The following is a 24,798-nucleotide window of genomic DNA, read 5'->3' on the forward strand; positions in this document are numbered from 1 at the left end:
TTGTTGATTGGTACTAGGGTCGTGTGTTTTACACGAGCGAATATATAACTGAAGAGCCGGATGCGGTAGTTCCGCACGTCCGGATCTGTGTGGGGTCGGCCCAGTAATGGGTCGCTCTACCACGATATTGTAAATAATGGTTGTTCCCTTGTTAAAATCAATAACGCAGTATAAATTGCTTTTAAACCAACCCGCTGGGTGTTTCACCGGCGCTTACTCTCATCTTTGTTACTTCTTAAAAGGGACTGCCATTGTTGCAAAGTAACGCCTTGAGCTTAACTTACAAACGTGGTTTTTCTTTGGCTTCTTGTTGGCGACTAACGCGCTCAAGTAATGATACCCACGTATTTTTGTATGTCAGCGGCGTACTTATAGCGGTCACAACTTGACCCATTGTGGTTAATAATCTAGGGGCTAATCATGCCCCTGTACCAGAAAAACTTTCTAAAATAGTGCGATCTTTATGTTGCTTGTAAAGTGCTTTAATGTCGTCGTTAAACCCTGTTATTGCTAAAGTCAGTTGGTTTGAGTTGAAAAACAAGGCATTTAACAGTGTATTTTCAAAAGCTGATTAGCACGGCGAACTTTTAATATGTTTCGGGATTCGCCGTTTATATTTATTTAACTTCGAAGGTGGGCGTACCACCTAACACTTAGCTTCAGTTAGTCGTTACATAGGCTGGGCTCGGCTATGTAACGGCCTTGAAAATATTCACATTTATTCTCTTTCAAGATTTCGTAGGTTTGTTGGTCTTCAATTAAACATGCTATAAATTTAATGCCTAAGCCATGCGTTAATGTAATAAGTGTTTTCAAAAAGTACTGGTCATCGATATTGTTTAGATCGTTTGTAAATCCACCGTCTAACTTAACATAATCGATGTTGAGACCTTGTAAGTATTTAATCGAGGTTAAATTAATAGCAAAATGCTCAATACAGACTTTGAAACCCATTTGTTTAAGTTTTGCAATTACATGCGTAGCTTGTTCTTGGCTGTCAATAATTACAGTTTCTTTTATTTCAAATATAAGTTGCAGAGATTTCTCGTTTGCTTTTTTGCTAATCGCATCTAGCCATTGAATGAAGTCTTCGTTGTAAAGAGATTGTTTGGCCAAGTTCACTGCTATGGGCTTATCATAATGCACCAAATTAAGATCTAATAGAGCGCTTATAAGCGCTTTATCTAAATCTACTGTCAATTCTAGGCGTTCAGCCATAGTGAACATCTGGCTATTATTTAATGGTTTTGTGTTATGTAAAACGTTTGAGAAAAGTTCATAATATTCAATTTCATTATTGTAGGTCACAATGGGTTGAACACTAAAATTGATGTTTCGATCGACTATGACACAGTTAATAACATCACGCCATTTTGAAAATGAGATGGCGGGTGAGTTGGCATCAGAGGCAATGTCAATCGCTGTTGGAGTGGTGTCTAGGCGTGAAAGTAAATCACTCAAAGCACAATCGTTGCTATAATCAATCGCGGTTAATGTTGCATATTGAGAGCCGAGCTCTTTTATGTGCTTTTGAGAGAGCTGTATTGTTAAGTTATCAAGCATTTCTTGACGATATTCAATACCTACGTTTAACATCAAAATAAATGTTCCACCTGAGATTCTAAATATTTCACTTTCTTGGGAATGGCTAAAACAATTTTTTATTAGATTTTTAACTTCAAATACATATGAATCACCGGCAGAAAAGCCAAAGCGTTTATTAATTGGGCTTAAAGAATCAAGAGAAATAAATAATAAAGAAGATACGTCCTCGTTAGTCATGCCTTTTTGAGTGGCACTAAATTGATTTTCAAAAGCGCGGCGATTACCAAGTTTGGTTAGCTCATCTTGAAATACTTTTTGAGACAATCCTTCGCTGTGTTCAGATAGCGATTGAAACGTTGCATTTAGGTTTCTTACCATGTTATTCATGGCTTTGGTCACTGTCCTCAACTCTTTAGAAAAAGGTACATCATTATTGATAATAAATTGCTTATTGGTAACAGACAGTGCTTGATGTTCTAATTTTCTTAAGGGTTTGAATATTGCATTTAATATAAAGTAGCCTAAAGTTAAGCTAATAAACAGTAAAATGAGGCTACTAACACATGTGTTAATAGTATGTTTCCATAATTTTTCATAAGATAGACCTGGGTGACTCTGGATTATTAAAGTACCTGCTATATTCCAGCCACCATTTACTTCACTTGATTCGATTACTTGTGGAAGTTCAAATAGGGTAACAAACCATATTGGGATCTCAGCTGCTTTTTTTGGGTTTTCTCGCTCGATTAAAATGGTTCCCTGTGTATCAATAAAGCGTATGCTGTGATAATAACCGGAGTCAAATATTGCAGCGATCATTGTTTCTGCAATTACTAGGTTTTCTTCGTCTGTGTATGGGGAAATTGAAAGACCTAAATTTGTTGCTGCATCATTTGCATGTACGCTCATTTGTTCTATGAAGTAGGCTTTAGTATTTTCAATATCAATTATTAAACGCGCAAAAAATGAAATAGATATTAGAATAAATATTAATCCATATATTTGTGTTTTAAGGCTCAGGCCTGTTTTGTTATTATTAGTCAATATTATCTTCTCCATTATAAGTACTTAGGTCTTCTTCAATTCGATCAATCATACTTTGCCAAGATTTTAAACCGTGTTGGTTACGAACTTTACTACCTATGCCTTTTGCCTTTGATAACCAGAGACCGTAACCATTAAAGCTATAAATAGGTTTTAAATCAGGGCGTTTTGTTGCGGGGAGTACTTTACGTTTGAAGTTATCCAACACAAGGGGGGTTGCATTTTCTTCTTCAAAATAAATTAATACCATGTGTGGTACATCGAGAGTTAACTGGCGAACATACATTAAACGCAACTTATTTTCAGGAACGCCTAGGGCAAGTAATGAAAAGTATTTTGCAATGGCGTAATCTTCACAATCACCACCACCGCGCCCTAACGTTTCTATTGGTGAAGCCCAATAATCTTTTTTACCCCAAAATGCAATGTCTTCGTAATAATCAACTTGGCGATTAAAAAATGAATTCACGGCATTGAGTTGCACCCATGTATTATCACTTTGATGCTTTTTTAAAAGTGTTAACCAATCTGTATAGCGGTCAACGCCATCTTGGTTATATTTATTGGCAACGAATCGTACAAATTTCTCGTTGTTTAGCCTTTCTTCAATTTTTTGAGCAAAGGCAAACAATGAAAAAGCGAATACACATGCTAATAGGAGAAGTTTATTCAAGCTTTACTCTAAGTTACACATTAAAAATAATAATAACTTCATAGTGTTTTAATATCGCCGATTCGTCAAACGTTCATTACTATTACATAGTAAACCTAAACACATGATTACTATAAATGTCATAGCGTTAGCTGTTGCTTGTAAAGGGAAATCAACAAATATGTGGATCATCATAAATAGCATACTTGTTGCTACACCAAAACTCACGCCCTTATACAGTGATGATTCTTTTTTTGTCATATTTTTTAAAACTATGAAAAATATGTAGATTAATAATACAAACACGATGAGAGAACTTATTAGTCCGAATTCAATAGCAAATTGAACATATTCATTATGAGCATGATCATAAAACCCTGAATAGGGCAGTGATTGGCTAGTAGTAAATAATCCATAAAAACTACCACCACCGGAACCCGTTATGGGAAGATTTTCGATTAAAGTGAGAGAATCACGTACAACCTCATCGCGAGTTTCTTCAACAAAACTTGTTTCTATTAAGCGAGTTTGTAGTTTTTCTGCATCAAAAATAGTTCCAACAAGTATTATGTCAATTGCAAAGAAGCTGGCAATTAAATATTTTAAAGACCATGGCTTTTTATTATAAAAACGTAATGCAAATAGTCCCATTATGGCCAAAGAGGCAAAAAAAGCTACATTCCCCATTCTAGAGCGCGTAAGTAAAAGAGCGACAACGATTACAATTAGAGATAAACGAATAATTAACTTTTTCGATAACATGCTTTGTATAATATCTCTTAAGTAATAGCGGACCTTGGTGTAAGAGTTGGGGCTTATTTTTAATTCACTTATAATAAAGCCAATGCTAATAGCTAAAATCATAGCAAGGTAGTTAGCTAAATGGTTATGATAAATAAATGAACCATTCGCACGTTCTGCATATTGTAAACCAAAAAGAGGTGTTGATAAGTTGGGGGAAAGGTTGAGAATAGTGGCATAAATTGCCTGAAATAAACCTGCTATTATTAATGCATAAACAATTTTTGAAATTCGTGCTTTACTATGCGTATAAACACAGACTAACCAGGCGAATAAAAAAAAGCTAATGGTTTTTAATAATAAAATTTGTGTTTGTATAGGATCAAGACTTAAATCAAACGCTAATTGCAAACTGAGTGTAATAAGTAACGCGCCAATCAGGCAGAAAATTGGCCATGTTTTAATTGCTGGGAAAAAAGCAGTTTGCATTTTTGAGTGAGAGAGTGAGTGCAAAAGAAAAAGCACAAAAACAACTATTTCGGAAATTGCCCATGCCCATGGTCTATTGCTGCCAAGAGGTATTGGAAGCCAAACTATTAAACAGCAAATGCTATAAAATATAAACTTATTAAACATAAAGTCACAAAAAAAGCCCAGCTATTGGGCTCCTTAGAATAGTAATAGATTAGTTATCTGAAACGGTACTGCCGCCGCCGCCGCTACCAGAACCTGTTGCGCTAGCTAATGGTGTCCCGGTACCAGAATTTATCCCAGTGGTATTTTGTCCGCCAGCTGCTGTTCCTGAACTAATTAGCTCTAAATTGAGGTTTGGATTCGCACTTGCGTAGACAAGTAATTCATCTTCGGTTAGTCCATTAGCCTTAGCGAAAGCGAAAAAAGATTCTTGCTGTTCATTAGTTAAAGAAAGACCGTTGATCAGCTGAGATAAGCATTGCTGCTTATTTTCACCAACTAAAGTTAAACATTGGGTTAATTGCTCTAAAGGTAGGTTAGCTGCTTCATCCGTGTTTTGATTAGCTGAGGCTGTTGCTGATAGAACAAGCAACCCAAAAATCAAAGGTAGTTTTTTCATATCCCTAATTATCCTTACTTAGTTATTGTTTTCAATATTCAGCATCTTCAATAAAAACGATTATATATATTCTTGGTTTTTTTGCACCTATTTCTTTAACAAAGCGAAAAATAAGTTTAAAAATGACAGGGTTGTCATTTTTGCATTAGTGCTTAAAATACAATAAATTATAAAAAATATTTTTCCCTTGTATTGTTATTTTAGGGACGCTAGAATTGTCCCCAATAAACGCATCTTGATGTTTAAATGTACAGTCTGAATTCAATGTGGATTTGACAAATCAAGTAAGGAGATGCGTGTATTTAATACACTAATTAAAAAAAGCCAAACTTGGTGTGAGTCAAGGACGGAAAGCCACGGGTCTCCTAAATCATTAGGACGATAGCCGGGTTGCTGAACATTACTTTTAAAAAATTTATATGTGAGGCATCTCTTATCATGAATCTGCAACAAACTTTCTTCGGTACAAATGAAATAGATCTTTTTGATACGCTTATCAACGGTAAATATTTAAACACGATGGCTGGTAATGATTCAGTTATTGTTAATCACGTCGACTTCGGCGCTGTATTAAATGGTGGTGATGACACTGATTTATTATCGTACAGCTCTTCAAATGAAGGTCTGTATATACGTTTAGATAAAGGATGGGTAACAAGTATTGATAATAAATCTTTATTTAGTTGGACAGACCTAAATGCAGGTATAGCTGATGGATCTATTGCACACGATACCGTTGAAAATTTTGAAATTTTAATTGCATCTGACTACGCAGATATAATTCAAGGTTCAAGTAATGCAGATACAATTTATGGCATGTCAGGAAATGATTATATAAATGGTGGTGCTGGATTTGATTCACTTTATGGCGGTAACGGTGATGATCTTATTAAAACTGGCAAAGGCTGGGGCGACTTTGTAGATGGCGGAGAAGGTAACGATACAATTAACTTTTTTGGTGAAACATCTGAGCAAGGTGTGTACGCTCGTATGGATAAAGGTTGGGCAACTGATTACCAAAATAAGTTTGATTACACTTGGAAAGAAATAAATAGCAAAATAGAGTCAGGTGAGCTTGCGGCCGATAAATTTGTTAATGTTGAAAACTTCACAGGCACAAATTTCAGAGATATCATCCAAGGTAGTTCTGGTGATAATATTATCAAGGGTGCTGGAGGCGCAGATTACATTAACGGTGGTTTAGGCTCAGATACTGCTAGCTATTTTGGTAGCACAGTTGATGGCCATGGCGTCAATGTGCGTTTAGATCAAGGTTTTTCAGTAAGTATGGCTGATAGAAGCTCTCTAAGCTGGAAAGAACTTTTACAAGCCGTTAAGTCTGGCCAGATTGAAGCTGATAAGCTTGTTAGTATCGAAAATGCTATTGGCTCAAAATACAATGATGCGATCCAAGGCGATAGATTTGATAATCGCTTAGAAGGCGCTCAAGGTAACGATTTCTTAAATGGTGGTGATGGAAATGATGTGCTTGTTGGCGGCAGTGGTATAGACCGATTAGTTGGCGGACGTGGGGATGACACTTTTTATGCTGATGAAACCGATCGTCCTATTAATGGTGGTCAAGGCTTTGATTTAATTGCTAAAATGGATGATGTAGATGGTGATAATGCCGTAGATATTGATTTAGGTAATAGCAAATATAACAGTATTGAAGCGTTTATTGGCAATTCTAATAATGATGTTAACTACACGCTTAACGTATCACTTGATAAAGTAGCTCAGCAATCAGAAGGTACTTACGACGATATGTTTTTCGCAATAGGCATTGATACATTGACGTTCTCTGAGCAAGTTGAACAACAATCAACTCAAGAGTTAGAGGGTGATTACGAAGCCGAGTTAGTTGCATTACTAGGCCTTGATGCATCGGCACAACTTAAAGAGACAGTTTACTTAACTGAAAATAATAACTTAGTTACTGTCATTGAAGAAGTGATTGAAGAGTCTGTAAATGATGTTAGCGGTGCAGGTAGTTTTGATTTTGAAAATCAAGAAATGACATACATCGTTTAATATACCGTTTGTATAGTGTAAACAGCAGCTTTAAGCTGCTGTTTTTTTATTGCCTTTAAGATTGCCTATAAGTTGAGATTGGTGTGAAAAAAATCAAACAACACGTGATAAATCGTGTTAGATGGACATTTTTTTTTAGTTTATTGACTAGCGTTCTTATGTTGGTTGTACCCATTTACTCGCTTCAGGTTTTTGATCGCGTTTTAAGTTCATTCAGTTTAGATACTTTATACTTATTAACCGCGATTGCATGCTGGCTAGTTATTGTGTTTGGCGTTTTAGATTGGGCTAAACAACGGTTAGTTTATGCCACAGCGAATGAGTGGCGTGAGCAGGCCAATGCTTTATATGCAGAAGTAGGCTTTGCAACAAGTGAAAATGGCAAACTGATCAGCGATATAAAGCAAGCAGAAAACGGATTACAAAGCCACTTGTCAACAGTAGCAGATATCCCCTGGACGAGCCTTTTTTTATTTGTACTGTTAATCATTCACCCAACTTTTTTTAATATTGCACTCGCAAGTATAGTGGTACTTATGGTCCTTGCGTTTATTAATTATAAATTTAGTCAACGCGCCAGTCTGCAGCCTTTATCTGGCAATGTTCACACAACCATAGTACAAAATAATCGCTACTTAACGGCATCAGGCCTGATTGCGCCAATGGTTGAACTATGGCAAAAATATATTGATAAAACCGCTACAAATCAGCTGAGTTATAAAACCCAAACCTTAAATGTAAGCAGCTTTTCAAAAACCTATCGACTAATAATTCAAATAATGATCACCTGTGTGGGTGTTTACTATGTACTTAATCAACAACTATCCGTTGGCGGTATGATTGCTGCGAGTTTAATTATTGGGCGCGCATTAGGGCCTTTTGAACAAGCCGTCATGCAATTACAACACTGGGTAACCTGTTACAAAGCCTGGAAAAGAGTCACTAATCTCAAGAGTGATTTAGCGCCGACTGAGTATACTCAACCTCCTTTACCAACGGGCTCAGTAATTGCACAAAAGATTATTTATAAATATCAAAATGCAAATAAAGTATTTATAAAAACGCTGAGCGCAGAATTTAATTCATCCCATGTCGTAATTGGTGCAAATGGTGCGGGTAAAACTACATTACTAAAGCTCCTCTCGGGTGAATATGCTCCATTTTCTGGCGAAATAAGAATAGATGGAAGCCAATTATCCAGCTGGGATTACGCGAATAAACAAAAAATAATTGGTATTTATCGTTCTGATTTGCCATTGACACAGGCCACAATTATTTCAAATATGTCCACTGATGCTGAAAATATTTCTTATGCAATTGAGCTTTCTCAAATACTTGGTTTACATGAAAAAGTGATGCAGCATGAGCAAGGCTACGATACCGAATTGGTCGATATTCAATCGCAACTTAGTAGCTCTGAAATACAATTAATTATCCTCATTAGAGCATTGTGCAATAAGCCGCATGTATTAATAGCAGACAATATTGATGATCATCTAGATACACGTTCAGAGTTAGCACTGGCAAAATTATTAGTGCAAAGAACCCAGCAAGGAAAAATCACCATCTACAGCGCCAAAAAAATGAATTTAATTAGTAAAGCGCAAAATGCACTATATCTTGAAGATGGCAATGTTAAATTTAACGGAAAAACGGCAGATTTTTTTGCTAGCCGCAATAAAATAAAAGAGGCAAGCAATGGCTAAAAATAGTAGTAACAAATGGATCGTTGTAAGTTTTTTAACATTCATTTTCGGGTTTGGCACGTTTATTTTGTGGTCTACACTGTCTCCTTTAAGTTCAGCTTCAATAGCTGTGGGCAGTGTTGTTGTAAAAGGACACAAAAAAAGTGTTCAACATTTAGAAGGGGGGATAATTGAGGCTATTTATGTGGAAGAAGGCCAATATGTTGAGCAAGGTGAGGTGCTATTTAGACTGGCTAAAGATCAGGCTTTAAATTTATTTGAGCAAACACACACTCAGTATCTTCATGCAAAAGCCGCTTTTCAACGAATTCAAGCAGAATTGTCAGGAATTGATACACTATCATTTTCTGATTTTGATAAAAACAACCCAAAAATTAAAGCGATGTTAGATTATCAAGTTGAGCAATTTAATGCCAATACACATAAATTAAACAGTTTAATTTCTCTTCAGCTTGAGCAAAAAGAACAAAATACACAGCAACTACAAACACTTCTGGCCAGACAATTATCAGATAAAAAACAATTAAAAATTTCGAACGAACATGTAGCTATGTATCAAGAGCTAGAGAAGAAAGGCTATTCATCCAGATCACAATATTTGGCGGCAAAAAGTAATCAAGAGTCAATTTTAGGTCGCTTAAATGAATATGTGGGTTTAATACAACGTGCTCAAGCTGCTATTAATGAATCTGAACTTTCATTAGCAAGTATCAAAATCGAAAATCAAAAACAACTCAGAGAAGTGTTTGAAAAACAGCAAGAGTTATTAAGTATTAGAGAATCAGAATATCGTCGCATTAAAGATGTATTAGACAGAACGGTTATAGTTAGTCCAATATCAGGTTATGTAGTGAATTTATCAGTTAATACATTACAAGGGGTAATTAGTCCTCGCCAGGTGTTACTAGATATTGTTCCAGATACAGAGGATTTAATTGTTGAAGTATTATTAAATCCAAAAGATATTGAGTCAGTAAATATTGGCATGCAAGCAAAAGTGAGATTGTCATCATATAATATGCGCCGTGTTGCACCAATCGATGGGGTGATAGAAAATGTATCTGCGGATAGAATATATGATAAAGAAAAAGAAATATCGGCATATAAAATAAAAGTGAAAATAGACACTATACCTGAAAATATAGAACTATATCCTGGGATGCCAGCAGAGGTTATGATATTACTAGAAAAAAGGACTCCTCTAGATTATTTATTATCACCATTGCTTGAGTTAAATTACAATGCGCTAAGAGAGCATGGATAAATATATATTTATAAGAAATAAAAAACGCTCATTACAGAGCGTTTTTTTACTCCAATAATTTATAATTAGTTATCAGAACCGCCGCAGTCATCATCATCACCGTCACGAGATCCTGAACCACCGCCAACACAGCCATCTCCAGGGCCATCATCATCATCGGATAAGAAATTTTCCCCACGACGAGCTAGCCACCATTCAAATTGCTGACGAATTCTTTCTTCTCTATTTGTAACTGTTGTTGCAGTTACTTGTTGCATTGCAACAAGTAGATCACTTAATGCAAAATCATCCAACTGGAATTTAGGATCAATCGATGTGTTTTGCATTATATAAGAATAAAAAGCTTGATATACCTCTGCGCGATTATATTCGTCCGCTTTAGTCGTAGTAGTAAATAACATGCTCGTACCAAGTGCAGTTATTAACAGTGCTTTTGGGAATTCCATTTTTAAACCCTCAAAGTAAATAATACACTCATATTTTATAGTGAAAAAGGATTAAAATACAGTGAATATTAAATATCTAGGTATATTTATTGTACTGTTTTATAATTGCCGTTTTTTGAGTGATTGTGCTTGCTATAAAATATATTTCTGTAGTTTATTTGGAATTATTAATTTTGCTATGTAAATAACGAATGCAGATGATATAAATGCCAACGTTGGAAGTAACCAACCAGTTATAGAGGCTTTATTTAGAATAGCAAGTGGAATAATGTGTATCAGATATATTCCAAAGGTAAGCTTTGAAAAAGAATTAATGTATGGGCTTGTCTTAATAATAGGCTTGTTAAGTAGAAGCAGAATGCTAAATGAAATCCCTACAATATATGTTGATGATAGGCCAGGTAGTTTGCTTATATATAAAAAAATGATGCTTACTAGTATGCTCGTTAATATAATCAGCCTAGCTAAATTATTCTTTTTTACTTCAAAACAATAAAAAAGATAACCAATTAAAACAGCGGGGAGTGCATGCAAATATTGTGGTAGTGGACTTGTTAGTTCATAGGCTCTCCAGTCAGCCCCAAAATAAAATAATGTAGGCAATAAAAGGCTAAAAAAGAGTAATGTAAAATTAGTCGGCAAGTGTTTTTTTAAATTAACTATAAACACAGTTACTATGAAAATAAATGCTAAATACCATAGGTGAATTGAAGGCGTTGATAAAATATCAAAAAATATATTTTCAGTAGATTGAGTTGGCACTTTGCCGATGAATCTATATAGAATGAAATAAATTAAAGACCACAGTAAGCAAGGTAATATAAGCCTTTCGATTTTCGTTTTAATAGGGCTTTCTTTATTTGATCTTAAAGTATAAAAAACAGCTGTAATTATAAAAAATACTAATCCAGTATATGCAATGCTTTTCCCAAAGAACACACTAGAATGAAACCAGACGATCCCAAAAGCAGATAAAATCCTTATCAATTCAATATCACTTCGCATAAAAATTCTTAAAAGTTAAAAAGCTATTAATTTAATTTATCAAGATGCTGCTGTCTAATCAAATACATTTATTTTAGCTATTAAAAATATTTTTTAAATTTATCCAAGGTATTAATAATCACTAAAGTTAATTGTGTTCCTAATATGGATTGTTATAATTTATAGTTTAGTATAAAATGACAGGTAATTTTATACTATGGATGATAAAGAGAAAAGGAAATGAATAATACTGATCAAGGTCGATTTCTAATCATCAATAGTGATTGTTTTTCATACGACTTTTTGCTTGATTATGAAAGTGTAGAAAAATTATCAGAACTTTCTAATTTGTGTCTATTTTACTCTGCGGGCTCAAATGTAAACGTAAAAGAAGATGACTTATCCGGATATAGGTTAATAGATCCTCTTGTAGTACATATAAATAAAACACCTACGGAATTGAAAATCAATTCATCTCAATTAGCAATGGGGAATATATATTATCTAGATAGGGGGAATGGCATTGAAGCTGTATCATCCGATCCGGCCATCTTGGCAGCTTTATTTGATTGTGAACTATCAAAAAATGCAATTTTTCAAGATGTTTCTATAGGGTTTCGTTTAGGCAGTTTATCCATTTTTGAAAACGTATATAAGTTAAATGCCAGAAAATATATTAAGATTTGTAATAATAAAATTACAATTCATGAAATGATTATAGAACCTCTTTCTTTTGACATTGCCGAAGAAAGGCTTTTGGATACACTTCCTAAAATGGTGGCTGAATGTTTTTCGAACGACTATGCGGTTGAATTAACAGGTGGTATTGATAGTCGACTAGTATATGCCTTAGGCCTTGCTGGCGGTGTTTCTCCGAAAGTTAACTTCACTATAGGTAAAGAATTAGATAGTGATGTACAAATTGCAAAATTGATTAGTAAGTTATCAGGTTCAGATCACTTTTTGATTAGTGATGCTTTTGATGCTCAAAAGCTTGTTGAGGATGGTTCAAAGTTTGTTTCGCTATCTGGATTTTGTGCAAATGCTGCCTCATATAGCTGGCTACCTACAGTTTATAGAAAGTTAGAGTCAAAAAGAACTGGGCAGTTAAGTGGGGCAGGAGGAGAGTGCGCGGGCGATTTTTATTTCACTCCATTTGACTCTTTTATCTCCAGTCGATATATTTTTGAAACTTGGGTTAAAAAGCGTCTTTATTTGACTGGTAATAAAATGATGAGCGATGTCGGGCATCATCAATCACTGCATGAAAACCTTACATCCAGCATATATGACATACTCAATACTAAAAACTCACAAACATGGCGTTCGAGTTTAGTCTCGTTATATTCCGAGCATCGAGTTAAAAATTGGGTTGGCCCAGTTTTGAATGCATCTTCAGGCTTTTATGATGTAGCAGCCCCTCTATTAACAGATTACTACCTTTGTTGGGCAAACGCAGTACCAAATGAATTGCGTAAAAATAGACAAGCTCAACTCGCTCTTATCAACAAAATAAATCCCAACTTAGCTAAAATACCTTATGGAAGTCAATTGGGTAATAGCTCGCTATTAAATAGTAAACTAATAGTTAAATCTCGAAAAGTATACAATAGGGTTATTGGTTTGAGAGGGAAAAGTGATCTTGGTTCTACATCTACAATACGCTCATTAATTAATAATGAAACAATTAAAAATTCACTCCCTGATATAATGAATGAATTTTTAGGTATTGAAAATAAAAACTTAACTAATATATTGAAAAACCCAGATGTTTATACCAGCCAACTAGGCTTTTTAGTTACAGCATGTTGGGCAAAAGAGCGACTTCAAAGTCTTAAATTAAAGTATAAAAAAACATAAAGAAAAGGTGTCAATATGCATTATGTAATATGCGGTTCAGATCCAGGAACTAGTAATTTAGGTGTTTCAGCACTGGGTAATGCTGCAGTTTCTACTCTCTATAATTTTGATAATGGCAACAAGTTTACAGTGTTAGATTCTAGAAAAGGTATCCGTAGTGATAATTTTACTGTTGAAGGTGGAACCGCAGAAGTGACATTGTGTGGTGCTAAGCTAAGCAAGAAGTTTTATCAAAAAGAAAGTTATCTACAATTAAACTTTTTCAGTAAATTTAATGGCTCTTTTAATACTAATTGTAAACACTTGCTTAATACAGATGCGTTTCTTGATGTCAGCGGAGGAGATAGTTTTACAGATTTATATGGAGAATTTAGATTTGATTTGGTTAACTCTCCTAAATATTTTGCCTTAAATAATAATATTCCTCTCGTATTTTTACCGCAAACTTATGGGCCTTTTATATCTGAAGAAACAAAAAATGAAGCCAGAGAGTTAGTAAAAAGAGCAAAAATGGCTTGGGCAAGAGATTTAAGATCGTATGACACATTAAAAGAGCTTCTAGGTAATGACTTTGATCCAAACATCCATAAGGTTGGGGTAGATATGGCTTTTGCATTACCTGTAAATAAACCACTGCACAAAATTAATCAAACTGTGATGCAATGGCTTGAATCAAATTCGAATGAAAAAGTTCTGGGAATAAATGTAAGTGGTCTTATTTTTAATGACCCTAACGAAGCAAAAAGTCGTTATAAGTTCAAGACGGATTACAATAAATGTATCGAAAAATTAATAACTTACATCTTAACTAGTACGGATTCGAAAATTGTATTGATCCCACATGTATTGACATCCCCTTTGGGTGATTACGAATCAGATTATAAAGCGAGTATTCAACTAATTGAAAACTTAACATTAAAAGACTCTCCACGTATTCAAGTTCAAGAAGCAAATTTAGATCAATGTGAAATTAAGTGGTTAATATCTCAAACTGACTGGTTTATGGGTACGCGGATGCACGCAACTATTGCAGCTTTATCGACTCAAACACCAGTGTGCACAATTTCTTACAGTGATAAGGCGTTAGGTGTTTTTGAATCATGTGGTGTTGGATATAGTGTGATCGATCCACGAAAGCTTGAAACAGATGAAGTATTTAACAGAGTCATCGAATCAATAAACAATATACCAACGCTTCAAATTGATCTTGATAAGCATGTCCCTAATGTTCGTAAAATAGCATTAGAACAATTACATGAAATTGATAATCAGCTGAGAAAATAAAATGTTTAAGAAAATTAAATGGCTAGTTCATGTAACTTTACGTCATGCGATTTTGGGTTTAAGAATAAAATTTCTAAATTTAGTTTTTGGGATGAATATTCATCCTTCTGCTCGTATTTCACTGAAAGCTAAATTAGATTTTACAAATCCCAAAGGTATAAATATAGGTGAGGGTACGTATATTGCTTTTGGGGCAATATTACTTACTCACGATATGTCAAGAAATCTTACTAAGTCTATAAAAATTGGTAAGAACTGTTTTATAGGGGGCAATGCAATCATTCTACCGGGAGTCACTATAGGTGATTCATGCGTTGTTGGTTCTGGCAGTGTAGTCACTAAGTCAGTAGCTTCAAATACTATTGTCGGTGGTAACCCTGCAAAAGTAATAAAAACAGATATAAAAACAAAAGCCCTTGGAATACTAGTTGAAAATGATGGCTGAAAATAAGCATATATACTCGTTAATATTAATTTACTTTTTTTCGATGTTGATCCCTATGGAAGCTTTTTTTTATATGGGTTCAATAAGAATGGAGCTCTATAGGTTAATTTTAATTTGTATCACACCTTTTGTTCTTGTTAATTTAAAAAAACAAAATTTGTTTGGGCTTAAAGAAAAATATCTGCTTCTCTATTGTGCATGGGTTACAGTGAGCTTTCTAGCTAATCACGGTACAGCTAACCTCGAATCTGGAGTTATTAATTTTTTAGAAGTTTTTATAGGGTATGGGCTTGGGCTATTATTATATGGATCTAAAGATTCTTTAAAAAAGTTATTTAAAATATTTCTTCTAGTTTTTACGCTATTGATCCCTTTGGCTATTATAGAAGCTAATAATGGGGTTAGGATACTACATATTTGGGCCGCAAATATATTTGGAAACCCAGTTTTAGAATATTTAGGTGATTCATATTTTAGGTATGGCCTGCATCGAGCAAGCACTGTTTTTTCCCACCCTATACTTTATTCAATTTGCGCATTGATGATTCTGCCATTGTCGTTTTTATATTACAAACCTTTTAAAGCATTATTAATGGGGTCGGGGCTCTTTATTGCCATGATAACTTCAGTGACTTCAGCAGGGTTTTTGATGGTGATTATGCAATTTTCATTGTTTTTACTTAAGAGAATAGCTGAATATTTTGAGAATATTTATAAGGTGATAGTTTGGGGGATCAGTATTATATACCTCTTACTTATTGTTAGCTCTAATCGAGGACCTGTGCTTGTAATGGTTGAATCGTTAGCCCTTAACCCTGCAACCGCTTATGCAAGATACCAACAATGGCAATTTTCGGCAGATGATATTGCAAACAGCCCATTATTTGGGATTGGGTTTGAAAGTTGGTCTAGACCATTTTGGATGAGTGATAGCGTTGATAGCTTTTGGTTAAATGTTACTCTTGTGAGTGGATACCCTGCATTATTTTTGCTGACAAGCTTCTTTTTCTTGACTCTAAAAGCACAATGGCAGAACAAGGATCATAAAATAGATGGAAAGTATCACTTTGTGTTCTTCTGCTCCATTGCCTCTATTGTATTTGCAGGTTTAACTGTAGATTTCTTTGACCGCGCTCAATTAATGGTTTTTCTAATGTTAGGAATTTATAACTCATTTTTAGTGAAACCAAAACTTACAAAGGGTGTAAATAATGCACAGTGGTAGCTTTTTACACGATATGTGGTTGTTGACACAAAGTTACGTGCCTATTTTTATTGTTTTTTTTGGTGCTATGTTTTGTCTTATTTGGCGAAAACTATTTATCGGGTTAGGTTTGTGCGCGGTTTCATTGTCTCTATATTTTTATCTGTCCTTTGGTTTTAACCAGGTTGATAAGATTGATGAAAATCTAACTGTCATCACTTTTTCTTTACGATCAGGTAACGAACAAAAAATCGCTGATATTAATAGCATTATTTTATCTCATTCCCCAGATATTCTACTTCTACAGGAAGGAGATAAGGGGGAGGATTTTAGAAATACTTTGAACAATCTATTCCCTGATTATCAATACATATCTGATGAAAATAAAAGAACTGCTTTGATGACTAAGTTGACAGTAAAAGAATCAGAATTTATTGGGAACATACAAAAAGTAATAATTGAAGTTGGCGCTGAAGAATTGCTAATTTACAACTTTCATGCACCCAAGTTTTTCCTCAATTACGAAAACTATCAAAGGTTTTATAGCAGATTATTTACAGATATAAACCAATCTACTATAAAAAAAATAATTGTTGCTGGTGACTTTAATGTAACTAGAAATAATCTACCTAGAAAAATTCTTGTTTCTGATTATTCTTTCGAGGGTGCACTATCAAAATATGGTTCTGGCTTTATAAATACTTTCCCAGGCCCAAAACACCGAATTGGCTGGTTAGGCTCTCTTATTTCTATTGATGAAATTTATACAAAAGGGATCAGCTTGAAGGTTGGTAAAACGCTAAATATTAAAACTGGCAGTGATCACAAACCTGTCATAGCATACATGGATTTATAGTGAACAGTATATTAACTTTATTTAAAAAGAAATCTTTTGCGGCTATTTTTTCGAAGGTTATATCAGCATTATTGACTTTTTTATTTCTATTTTTAGTTGCACGATCAATATCAACTCAAGAAGCGGGAATTTTTCTATATAGCTATTCTATAATGATGATACTTGTTCAGCTTGCACGAGCAGGGACAGATAACGCTATTATTAAGCAATTAGCACACAGAAAATCAGCTTTAGAGCATAAAAATGTTATTACTCAAACTGGGATTTTTGTTTTTTTTACCTCTATAATTCTATGCTTTATTATGGTCTTGCTATCATTCTTTAATATATTTCCAATATATGAAAGTGAATTAGCTCGTCTTGTTTTATATTCATTTCTTATAATTACATTAACATTCTCTTTCATTCAAGTTTTAGCATCTTACTTTCAAAGTCAAGTCATGGTTTATAGTCAATATTGGAGTTTGGGTTTAGGTGTTAGTTTTGCAGGTTCCATTGCTTGTTTAAGTGTATATTTAATGAATTTAAATGTATTATATTTAAGTGTATATTTCATAATTCTTTGTTTTTTAGTTGCTTTAAGTTGTTTAATGATTTTTTTGTTTAAGCTAAAGACATTACCAATAGAAAATGATGTAAAAGATTTTAATAAGTTAAACTTAAAAAGCACACTCATTCATACTCTGCCTTATACAGCAATCGCTTTTATTATGATTATCATCCAACAAGGAGGCGCTTTACTATCTGGTTTTTGGCTTACTGAAACCGAGCTAGCTTTAATTTCAGTTGCCTTTAGATTATCAACTTTAGTTGGCTTTATTTTTGTGGCCTTTTGTGCACTTTTAGCACCAAAGATTTCTATTCAGTTTGAAAAAGGTGAAATATCTGAAATCCATGATAAGTCTATTAAGCTGATCGCTATCTCAAATGTGTTTTCAATAGGTATGTTTCTATCTTTTGTCTTCTTAGGGAAAATGATTTTATTTCTTTTTGGAAAAGAGTATCAAAATAGCTATTTAGTATTGGTAATCTTTTCATTTTGCTGGGTTTTAAGAAGTTTTGTTGGTCCACTCGGTACCATATTAACAATGACTAAAAACCTAAAAGGATTGAGAACAAATTTATACATGTCAGCGTTAGTAATATTTTCTTCATGCATCTTGCTTATTCCCCTTTACGGCGCTGTTGGAGCAGCAGTATCTTCTCTTTTAGGTACGGTTACTATGTGCATAACGAATGCTATCACCGTTCATAGAAAATTAGGAATACGCTTCTACACATTCAACAGCTTGAAGCTACAAATCATTTGTTTATCTAATTTAGTTAAACGTAAATAAAGTGTTACTTAGAAGAGTGGAAGTAAGTCAACAACGACTAAATTTAAGGGTTTTTTAATGGATAAAATCACCATTGTCATTGTTTGTTATAACTGTGGCGAAGACATATTTAACGCAATTACTGACATAAAAAATGGTTATTATGAAAATAATCACCTTCAAATAATTGTCGTGGATAATGATTCTCATGATGACTCTGTCGCCTTGCTTAGAAATATTGAAGGGTTTGATCTTAAGATTATAGAGTCAAAAAATAATCTTGGATTTGGTAGTGGTTGTAATTTAGCTTTGCCGCATATAAAAGCCAATAAAACCCTCTTTTTGAATCCTGATGTTAGGCTTAATGAAACTAGCATAACTAGTCTCGTTGATTTTTCTAATTCTCACCCCAATGCGAAAGTGTGGGGGGGGCAAACGATTAATCCACAAGGGCAAATAGATGGTCAAAATGCTTGGCGCGAACCTAGTTTAAGGGGTGTGTTAAGCTGGTCTTTTTTCGGAGACATCCTACTAAAAAAACTATCTCGACGTATACCAGATGCTTACACTACGGATGAAATTAATAGATTGCCCTATGTAGATTCAATTTCAGGTTGTTTCTTATTAATGGATACCGATTTATTGAAAGAGTTAAATGGATTTGACGAACGTTTCTTTATGTATAGTGAAGAGGTTGATCTTTGCCGACGAGCGAGAGAGCTCGGAGCAAAGCCTATGTCAACCAGCCAAGCCGTTATAGTGCATGAAGGAAGTAAAACTATTACTTCGCAGAATAAACTAAATTTTCTTTATCATTCAAAATTAAAATACTGTAAAAAATATTGGAACCCGTTGTCATATAGCATCGCTAGATTAAGCCTTTTTTGTGGAGCTGTATTACGCGCTTTTGCTTACAGTTTACTTTCATTTCAGAAGCCTAAACGAGCTGAAGCAAAGGTTTGGTGGATGTTTTGCCGACAACAGCTTAAGTGGGAAATATAATGACAGCGCTTATACCCGCGATTATTATCCCCGCTTATAATGAGCGAAACGTGATTGGTCGGACACTTAACCCGCTCTATGACGGTGTTATAAATGGTGAGTACACAATCACCATTGCGGTTAATGGCACGAGTGATGATTCTGTTGACTTTATTCGTCGAGAATTCCCGCAGGTTACTTGTTTAGATATCCAGATTGGCTCAAAAACTAATGCGTTGAATGAAGCTGAAAAACAAGCTGGTTTAGGTTACCCGCGTATTTACATGGATGCGGATGTTGTGATCAGTTATGAAGGGATTTTGTCACTGATAAAAACCTTATCGAATTCAACCATGTCTTTACTTGCTTCACCTAAAGCGGTGATGAATTTTGCCCATTCAAGTGTGTTTGTTAAAGCATTTTATAATGCATGGTTTAAAACTAAGTTTTATAACCAACAAGGGTTTGGCTCAGGTGTTTATGGTTTAAATAAAGCTGCTAGGCAGTGTTTTGATGTATTTCCGAATGTAATTGCAGATGATGGTTTTATTCGTGAAGTTGTACCTCAATCACAGCAAGTCGTAGATAAACAGTGTATCTCTACAGTTAATGCGCCAGTGACACTGTCTGATCTGATAAAAATTAAAACACGCAGTAAATTAGGCAACCTTGAATTAAAAAGAAAAAACCTTGTCGTGAATCAAGAGTTGATGGGCAAACGTTTTAGCATTAAGCCGAGTTTATTTGAGTTTTTAGTCTATGGAATGGTTAATTTTATTGCCGCTAAATCAGCAGAAATAAAAGCAAAAGATATTCACAGTTACAAGTGGCAAAAAGATGAGTCATCAAGGAATGTAGTATGAAAAAGAAAAGAGTTATGGCCATCGCGTCTCGTGGTGGGCATTGGATCCAATTGAATCGTTTGTCAGCAGTTTGGGAAGATCATGATGTTGTTTTTATAACGAATGATGCTTCTTTAAAAAGCCATGTAGGGAATAATCGTTTTGAAACAGTAATCGATGCAAATATGGACCAGAAATTTAAACTCATTCTTTTAGCTGCGCAAACATGTTTTAAAGTATTAAAACACCGTCCTCATGTCATTATTAGTACAGGGGCTGCGCCAGGTTTTTTTGCGCTCCTTTGGGGGAAATTGATTGGTGCAAAAACGGTTTGGGTTGATTCAGTAGCAAATGCTGAGGAACTCTCTCTTGCTGGTAGCAAAGTATCAAAATTAGCAGATGTATGGTTAACACAATGGCCTGAAGTTGCAAAAGAAAATGGTCCTATTTATAAAGGGAGAGTATTTTGATTTTCGTCACTGTAGGTACTCAGCTTTCATTTGATAGGCTTATAAAAGCAATTGAAAAATGGGCAATTGATCAAAATTATACTGATTGTGTTTTTCAAGTTGGCGAGCAAGGTTATCGTCCTAAAATTGGCAAGGTGTTTGATTTTATCTCGGGCAAAGAAGCAGATGAATACTTTAATAATGCAGATGTTGTGATTGGTCACGCAGGCATGGGAACCATCTTATCCTGCTTGAGTGAGGGGAAACCGTTAGTTGTTATGCCGCGCCTTTTTTCATTAAGCGAACATCGTAATGATCATCAATTAGCAACGTATATGAAGTTAAAAGAGCTTGCAGGTCTTCATCCCGCAGACGATGAAAGTATGCTTGATGATGCTGTAAATTCTGCGCTCGCAGCAACTGCTTCAAAAGGGCAACTTAACCATAAAGCTCCACCACAAATAACCGATTACATAAAAAAAATTGTTTTTTAAATTAGGGAAAAATTAACTCATGACAATAACCCATAATACAAAAGGGATAATCCTTGCAGGGGGAAGTGGTACACGACTCTACCCGTTAACGAAAGTGGTTAGTAAACAGTTAATGCCTGTATATGATAAACCTATGATTTATTACCCAATCGCAACATTGATGTGCGCAGGTATCAAAGAGATACTTATTATCACAACGCCGCAAGAGCAGTCCCGTTTTATAGAGCTGTTAGGTGATGGATCATTGTGGGGTATTACAATTGAATACACTATTCAACCTTCACCAGACGGTCTCGCGCAAGCATTTTTACTTGCCGAAGATTTTTTAGCGGGTGCTAATGCTGCTCTTGTGCTTGGTGACAATCTTTTTTATGGACATGATTTAGTTAAGTCGTTAAAAAATGCAGTTTTAAGGCCTAAAGGTGGAACCGTTTTTGGTTACCATGTTGCAAATCCCTGTGCATATGGTGTTGTTGAGTTCGATGAAAGTGGAAAAGCTATTTCAGTAGAAGAAAAACCACAACAGCCTAAATCTAATTATGCCGTGCCAGGATTATATTTTTTTGATAATGATGTTGTTGATTTTGCAAAAGAAGTAAAACCATCAGCGCGCGGTGAATTAGAAATAACAGATTTGATAGAACGTTATTTAGCAGCTGGCACTTTAAATGTAGAAATAATGGGACGTGGAACAGCCTGGCTTGATACAGGCACGCATGACTCGTTATTACAAGCAGCCCAATTTATTGAAACGATAGAAAAACGCCAAGGTTTAAAAGTTAATTGCCCTGAAGAAGTTGCTTATCGCATGGGGTATATCGATGATGTTCAATTAAAACAACTTGCTGAACCACTTCGAAAAAGTGGTTATGGTGAGTACCTATTAAGTTTACTGTCTCAGCGAGTTTTTTCATGAATGTAATTGATACGCCGGTTTTAGATCTGAAAATTATAGAGCCTACGGTTTTTGGTGATGAACGTGGTTTTTTTCTCGAAACATTTAGAGAACAGTGGTTTAAAGAACATGTAGCAGATGTCACATTTGTGCAAGATAATCACAGTAAATCTAGTCGTGGGATATTGAGAGGAATGCATTATCAAACACAGCAAACTCAAGGCAAGTTAGTCCATGTAGTGCAAGGTACTGTATACGATGTTGCTATTGATATGCGACAAAGCAGCTCTACATTTGGACAGTGGTTCGGCATTGTTTTGAGTGCAGAAAATAAGCGTCAACTATGGGTTCCAGCAGGATTTGCCCATGGTTTTTATGTTACATCAGATACCGCTGAGTTTGTTTATAAATGCACAGACTATTATGCACCTCAGTTTGAGCAAAGTGTGTGTTGGAATGACCCTCAACTAGAAATTGATTGGCCAATAAGCCCTGAAGATACCGTGCAGTTGTCAGCTAAAGATGAAAGCGGTTTATTATTTAAAGACGCACCATATTTTTAATTAACAGGGCTATTATTAGAGGCATTTAGAGGTAACAATGAGAAAAACAATTTTAGTAACAGGTGGTGCTGGTTTTATAGGCTCAGCATTGATCAGATATTTAATTAATAACACCGAAAACACAGTGGTTAATTTTGATAAATTAACCTATGCAGGTAACCTTGAGTCGTTGGCATCAGTTAATGATTCTACTCGTTATCATTTTGTTCATGGTGATATTTGTGATCGTTCATTCGTCGCTGCTACATTTGAAAAGTTTCAACCAGATTACATTATGCACTTGGCTGCTGAAAGTCATGTTGATCGCTCAATTGATGGACCCGGTGAATTTATACAAACTAATATAGTCGGGACATATGAATTACTTGAAGCGGCACGTAGTTATTATATCCGCTTGAGCGATGATAAAAAATCGAGATTTAAATTTCATCATATCTCTACTGATGAAGTATACGGTGATTTAGGAGAAACTGGTTTATTTACTGAAGAAACGGCCTATGAACCAAGCTCTCCTTACTCAGCCTCTAAAGCAGCATCAGATCATTTAGTTCGAGCATGGCACCGTACTTATAATTTTCCGGTTGTATTAACTAATTGTTCAAATAACTATGGGCCGTTTCATTTTCCTGAAAAGCTCATCCCACTCGTGATTTTAAACGCACTTGATGCTAAGCAACTACCTGTATACGGCGATGGTTCGCAAGTGAGAGATTGGCTCTACGTTGAAGATCATGCAAGAGCTTTGTATACCGTTGTAACACGAGGTGAGGTTGGCGAAACTTACAATATTGGTGGTTTTAACGAAAAGAAAAATATAGATGTGGTTAAAACTATCTGTAATCATCTTAATGATCTCATAACTGAAAAACCAGTAGGTTTGACGGATTTTAACGATTTAATTACGTATGTTGCTGATAGGCCAGGCCATGACGTACGTTATGCTATTGATGCAAATAAAATTAATAAAGAACTAGGCTGGTACCCAGAAGAAACCTTCGAGTCAGGCATCTTAAAAACTATTCAGTGGTATTTAGATAATCAAGATTGGTGCAAAAATGTAAAAGATGGCAGTTATCAAGGTGAACGTTTAGGACAACAAGGGTAATGAAAGCATTAATTATTGGAAAAAGCGGACAACTAGCTTCTGAACTAATTGATACTTGCCCTACACATATTGAAGCTGTCGCCTATGGTCGTGCTGATATTGATCTTATGCAGATAGCAAGTATTCGCGATGTTGTTTTAACAGTAAGGCCTGACTTTATTATTAATGCAGCAGCATACACACTCGTTGATCAAGCCCAAACTGACTCAGAAAATGCTTTTGCATTAAACCGAGATGCGGTGGCATCAATTGCGCAAGTTGCAAAAGAGTATGGTGCAAGGCTTATTCACATATCTACAGACTTTGTCTTTGATGGACGCCAAAATACGGCATATTTCCCAGATCATATACCTAACCCAATCAATGTCTATGGTGAGTCAAAATTAGCGGGCGAAGAAGCCATTACACGGATTTATGCTGATAATAGCACTGTGGTTCGTACATCTTGGGTTTATTCTAGTTATGGAAATAACTTTGTAAAAACAATGCTACGTTTGATGTCTGAAAAAGATAGGTTATGCATTGTTAGCGATCAAATTGGTTGCCCAACAAATGCAAAAGGCTTGGCTGAGTTTTTATGGTTTCTTTGTGAAGTGAAAGGGCTCTCTACTCGATATCATTATAGTGATTTAGGGGTTTCAAGTTGGTATGACTTTGCAGTTGCAATTCAAACACTCGCCTGTGAAGTGGGAATATTGGATAAAGCGATCCCATTAGTACCAATTTCTAGCGAAAATTATCCTACACCAGCTATTCGACCAAAATTTAGTTTACTTGCAGATAATCAAGGAAAAGAACACTGGTATAGCCAATTAAAGTGCTTTTTTAAATCTGAATAAGAGTAAAGATTAAATTAAGCAAACAGAGAATCGTTTATATTTGATTATTAAATAAATATTATCGATTTGTCCCTAATATCCTTTTTTATTTGATGATTTATTGTTTATAATAGAGGAACTTTTTTAATGCCGCTTTCTGCAGGGCAAGGAGGCTTT

23 protein-coding genes and 1 riboswitch are annotated in these 24,798 nt (G+C 35.0%); of the genes, 17 read left to right on the top strand and 6 right to left on the bottom strand.

Going from position 1 to position 24,798, the window contains the following annotated elements; translation table 11 throughout:
• Positions 1–663: 663 nt before the first annotated feature.
• From HH219_RS00005 to HH219_RS00020, 4 genes are read right to left on the bottom strand one after another with little or no spacing between them, the layout of a single operon-like run.
• Positions 664–2,589, bottom strand: a complete 1,926-nt coding sequence (locus tag HH219_RS00005; protein ID WP_169326249.1) for an EAL domain-containing protein — start codon at positions 2,587–2,589, stop codon at positions 664–666.
• Entirely contained in the window at positions 2,582–3,262 is a 681-nt protein-coding gene (locus tag HH219_RS00010) for a transglutaminase-like cysteine peptidase (RefSeq protein WP_249118410.1), read from the bottom strand. Before HH219_RS00010 ends, HH219_RS00005 begins: the two co-directional genes overlap by 8 nt.
• A 48-nt stretch (positions 3,263–3,310) precedes the next feature.
• Complete coding sequence (locus HH219_RS00015; RefSeq protein ID WP_169326250.1) at positions 3,311–4,618, bottom strand: O-antigen ligase family protein; 1,308 nt, start codon at positions 4,616–4,618, stop codon at positions 3,311–3,313.
• A gap of 49 nt (positions 4,619–4,667) precedes the next feature.
• Complete coding sequence (locus HH219_RS00020; RefSeq protein ID WP_169326251.1) at positions 4,668–5,075, bottom strand: hypothetical protein; 408 nt, start codon at positions 5,073–5,075, stop codon at positions 4,668–4,670.
• Between the two features lie 313 nt (positions 5,076–5,388).
• Positions 5,389–5,473: riboswitch (cyclic di-GMP riboswitch) on the top strand.
• Positions 5,474–5,513: 40 nt separating this feature from the next.
• Between HH219_RS00020 and HH219_RS00025 the strand changes: the two genes are divergently transcribed.
• From HH219_RS00025 to HH219_RS00035, 3 genes are all read left to right on the top strand, one after another.
• Positions 5,514–7,109: a calcium-binding protein gene (locus tag HH219_RS00025; RefSeq protein WP_169326252.1), complete on the top strand. Its 1,596-nt coding sequence runs from the start codon at positions 5,514–5,516 to the stop codon at positions 7,107–7,109.
• Positions 7,110–7,267: 158 nt separating this feature from the next.
• Entirely contained in the window at positions 7,268–8,815 is a 1,548-nt protein-coding gene (locus tag HH219_RS00030; protein WP_169326253.1) for an ATP-binding cassette domain-containing protein, read from the top strand.
• On the top strand, positions 8,808–10,079 hold the full coding sequence (locus HH219_RS00035; RefSeq protein WP_169326254.1) for an HlyD family type I secretion periplasmic adaptor subunit: 1,272 nt from the start codon (positions 8,808–8,810) through the stop codon (positions 10,077–10,079). Before HH219_RS00030 ends, HH219_RS00035 begins: the two co-directional genes overlap by 8 nt.
• Positions 10,080–10,144: 65 nt before the next feature.
• On the opposite strand, the gene HH219_RS00040 is transcribed toward HH219_RS00035, so the two are convergent.
• Positions 10,145–10,525, bottom strand: a complete 381-nt coding sequence (locus HH219_RS00040) for a hypothetical protein (RefSeq protein WP_169326255.1) — start codon at positions 10,523–10,525, stop codon at positions 10,145–10,147.
• A 132-nt stretch (positions 10,526–10,657) separates the two neighbouring features.
• The gene (locus tag HH219_RS00045; RefSeq protein WP_169326256.1) at positions 10,658–11,530 is read right to left on the bottom strand and encodes an acyltransferase family protein; all 873 of its coding nucleotides are present in this window, start codon (positions 11,528–11,530) and stop codon (positions 10,658–10,660) included.
• A 219-nt stretch (positions 11,531–11,749) separates the two neighbouring features.
• Here HH219_RS00045 and HH219_RS00050 point away from each other — a divergent pair, with 219 nt between their 5' ends.
• From HH219_RS00050 to rfbD, 14 genes are read left to right on the top strand one after another with little or no spacing between them, the layout of a single operon-like run.
• Positions 11,750–13,369 (top strand): hypothetical protein, encoded by a 1,620-nt coding sequence (locus HH219_RS00050; protein ID WP_169326257.1) that lies wholly within the window; start codon positions 11,750–11,752, stop codon positions 13,367–13,369.
• Positions 13,370–13,384: 15 nt separating this feature from the next.
• Entirely contained in the window at positions 13,385–14,653 is a 1,269-nt protein-coding gene (locus tag HH219_RS00055) for a polysaccharide pyruvyl transferase family protein (protein ID WP_169326258.1), read from the top strand.
• 1 nt (position 14,654) lies between these two features.
• Positions 14,655–15,098 carry a DapH/DapD/GlmU-related protein gene (locus HH219_RS22245; RefSeq protein ID WP_169326259.1) on the top strand — a complete coding sequence of 148 codons (444 nt, stop codon included), beginning with the start codon at positions 14,655–14,657 and terminating at the stop codon, positions 15,096–15,098.
• Positions 15,088–16,323, top strand: a complete 1,236-nt coding sequence (locus HH219_RS00065) for a hypothetical protein (protein WP_169326260.1) — start codon at positions 15,088–15,090, stop codon at positions 16,321–16,323. The genes HH219_RS22245 and HH219_RS00065 overlap by 11 nt, the downstream gene beginning before the upstream one ends.
• Positions 16,310–17,158, top strand: coding sequence for an endonuclease/exonuclease/phosphatase family protein (locus HH219_RS00070; protein WP_169326261.1), 849 nt, complete (start codon positions 16,310–16,312; stop codon positions 17,156–17,158). The genes HH219_RS00065 and HH219_RS00070 overlap by 14 nt, the downstream gene beginning before the upstream one ends.
• Positions 17,158–18,495: an oligosaccharide flippase family protein gene (locus HH219_RS22365; protein ID WP_169326262.1), complete on the top strand. Its 1,338-nt coding sequence runs from the start codon at positions 17,158–17,160 to the stop codon at positions 18,493–18,495. The genes HH219_RS00070 and HH219_RS22365 overlap by 1 nt, the downstream gene beginning before the upstream one ends.
• Positions 18,496–18,552: 57 nt before the next feature.
• Positions 18,553–19,476 carry a glycosyltransferase family 2 protein gene (locus HH219_RS00080; protein ID WP_169326263.1) on the top strand — a complete coding sequence of 308 codons (924 nt, stop codon included), beginning with the start codon at positions 18,553–18,555 and terminating at the stop codon, positions 19,474–19,476.
• Positions 19,476–20,318 (top strand): glycosyltransferase, encoded by an 843-nt coding sequence (locus HH219_RS00085; RefSeq protein ID WP_169326264.1) that lies wholly within the window; start codon positions 19,476–19,478, stop codon positions 20,316–20,318. The genes HH219_RS00080 and HH219_RS00085 overlap by 1 nt, the downstream gene beginning before the upstream one ends.
• Complete coding sequence (locus tag HH219_RS00090; protein ID WP_169326265.1) at positions 20,315–20,767, top strand: UDP-N-acetylglucosamine--LPS N-acetylglucosamine transferase; 453 nt, start codon at positions 20,315–20,317, stop codon at positions 20,765–20,767. The genes HH219_RS00085 and HH219_RS00090 overlap by 4 nt, the downstream gene beginning before the upstream one ends.
• On the top strand, positions 20,764–21,240 hold the full coding sequence (locus tag HH219_RS00095; protein WP_169326266.1) for a glycosyltransferase: 477 nt from the start codon (positions 20,764–20,766) through the stop codon (positions 21,238–21,240). Before HH219_RS00090 ends, HH219_RS00095 begins: the two co-directional genes overlap by 4 nt.
• A 19-nt stretch (positions 21,241–21,259) precedes the next feature.
• Entirely contained in the window at positions 21,260–22,156 is an 897-nt protein-coding gene (gene rfbA / locus HH219_RS00100) for a glucose-1-phosphate thymidylyltransferase RfbA (RefSeq protein ID WP_169326267.1), read from the top strand.
• Positions 22,153–22,698 carry a dTDP-4-dehydrorhamnose 3,5-epimerase gene (gene rfbC / locus HH219_RS00105; RefSeq protein WP_169326268.1) on the top strand — a complete coding sequence of 182 codons (546 nt, stop codon included), beginning with the start codon at positions 22,153–22,155 and terminating at the stop codon, positions 22,696–22,698. Before rfbA ends, rfbC begins: the two co-directional genes overlap by 4 nt.
• A 37-nt stretch (positions 22,699–22,735) precedes the next feature.
• Positions 22,736–23,803 (top strand): dTDP-glucose 4,6-dehydratase, encoded by a 1,068-nt coding sequence (gene rfbB, locus HH219_RS00110; protein WP_169326269.1) that lies wholly within the window; start codon positions 22,736–22,738, stop codon positions 23,801–23,803.
• Positions 23,803–24,642: a dTDP-4-dehydrorhamnose reductase gene (gene rfbD, locus HH219_RS00115; protein WP_169326270.1), complete on the top strand. Its 840-nt coding sequence runs from the start codon at positions 23,803–23,805 to the stop codon at positions 24,640–24,642. The genes rfbB and rfbD overlap by 1 nt, the downstream gene beginning before the upstream one ends.
• Positions 24,643–24,798: the final 156 nt, after the last annotated feature.

This window comes from Pseudoalteromonas sp. NEC-BIFX-2020_015 (assembly GCF_012952265.1).
Lineage (GTDB): Bacteria > Pseudomonadota > Gammaproteobacteria > Enterobacterales > Alteromonadaceae > Pseudoalteromonas > Pseudoalteromonas neustonica.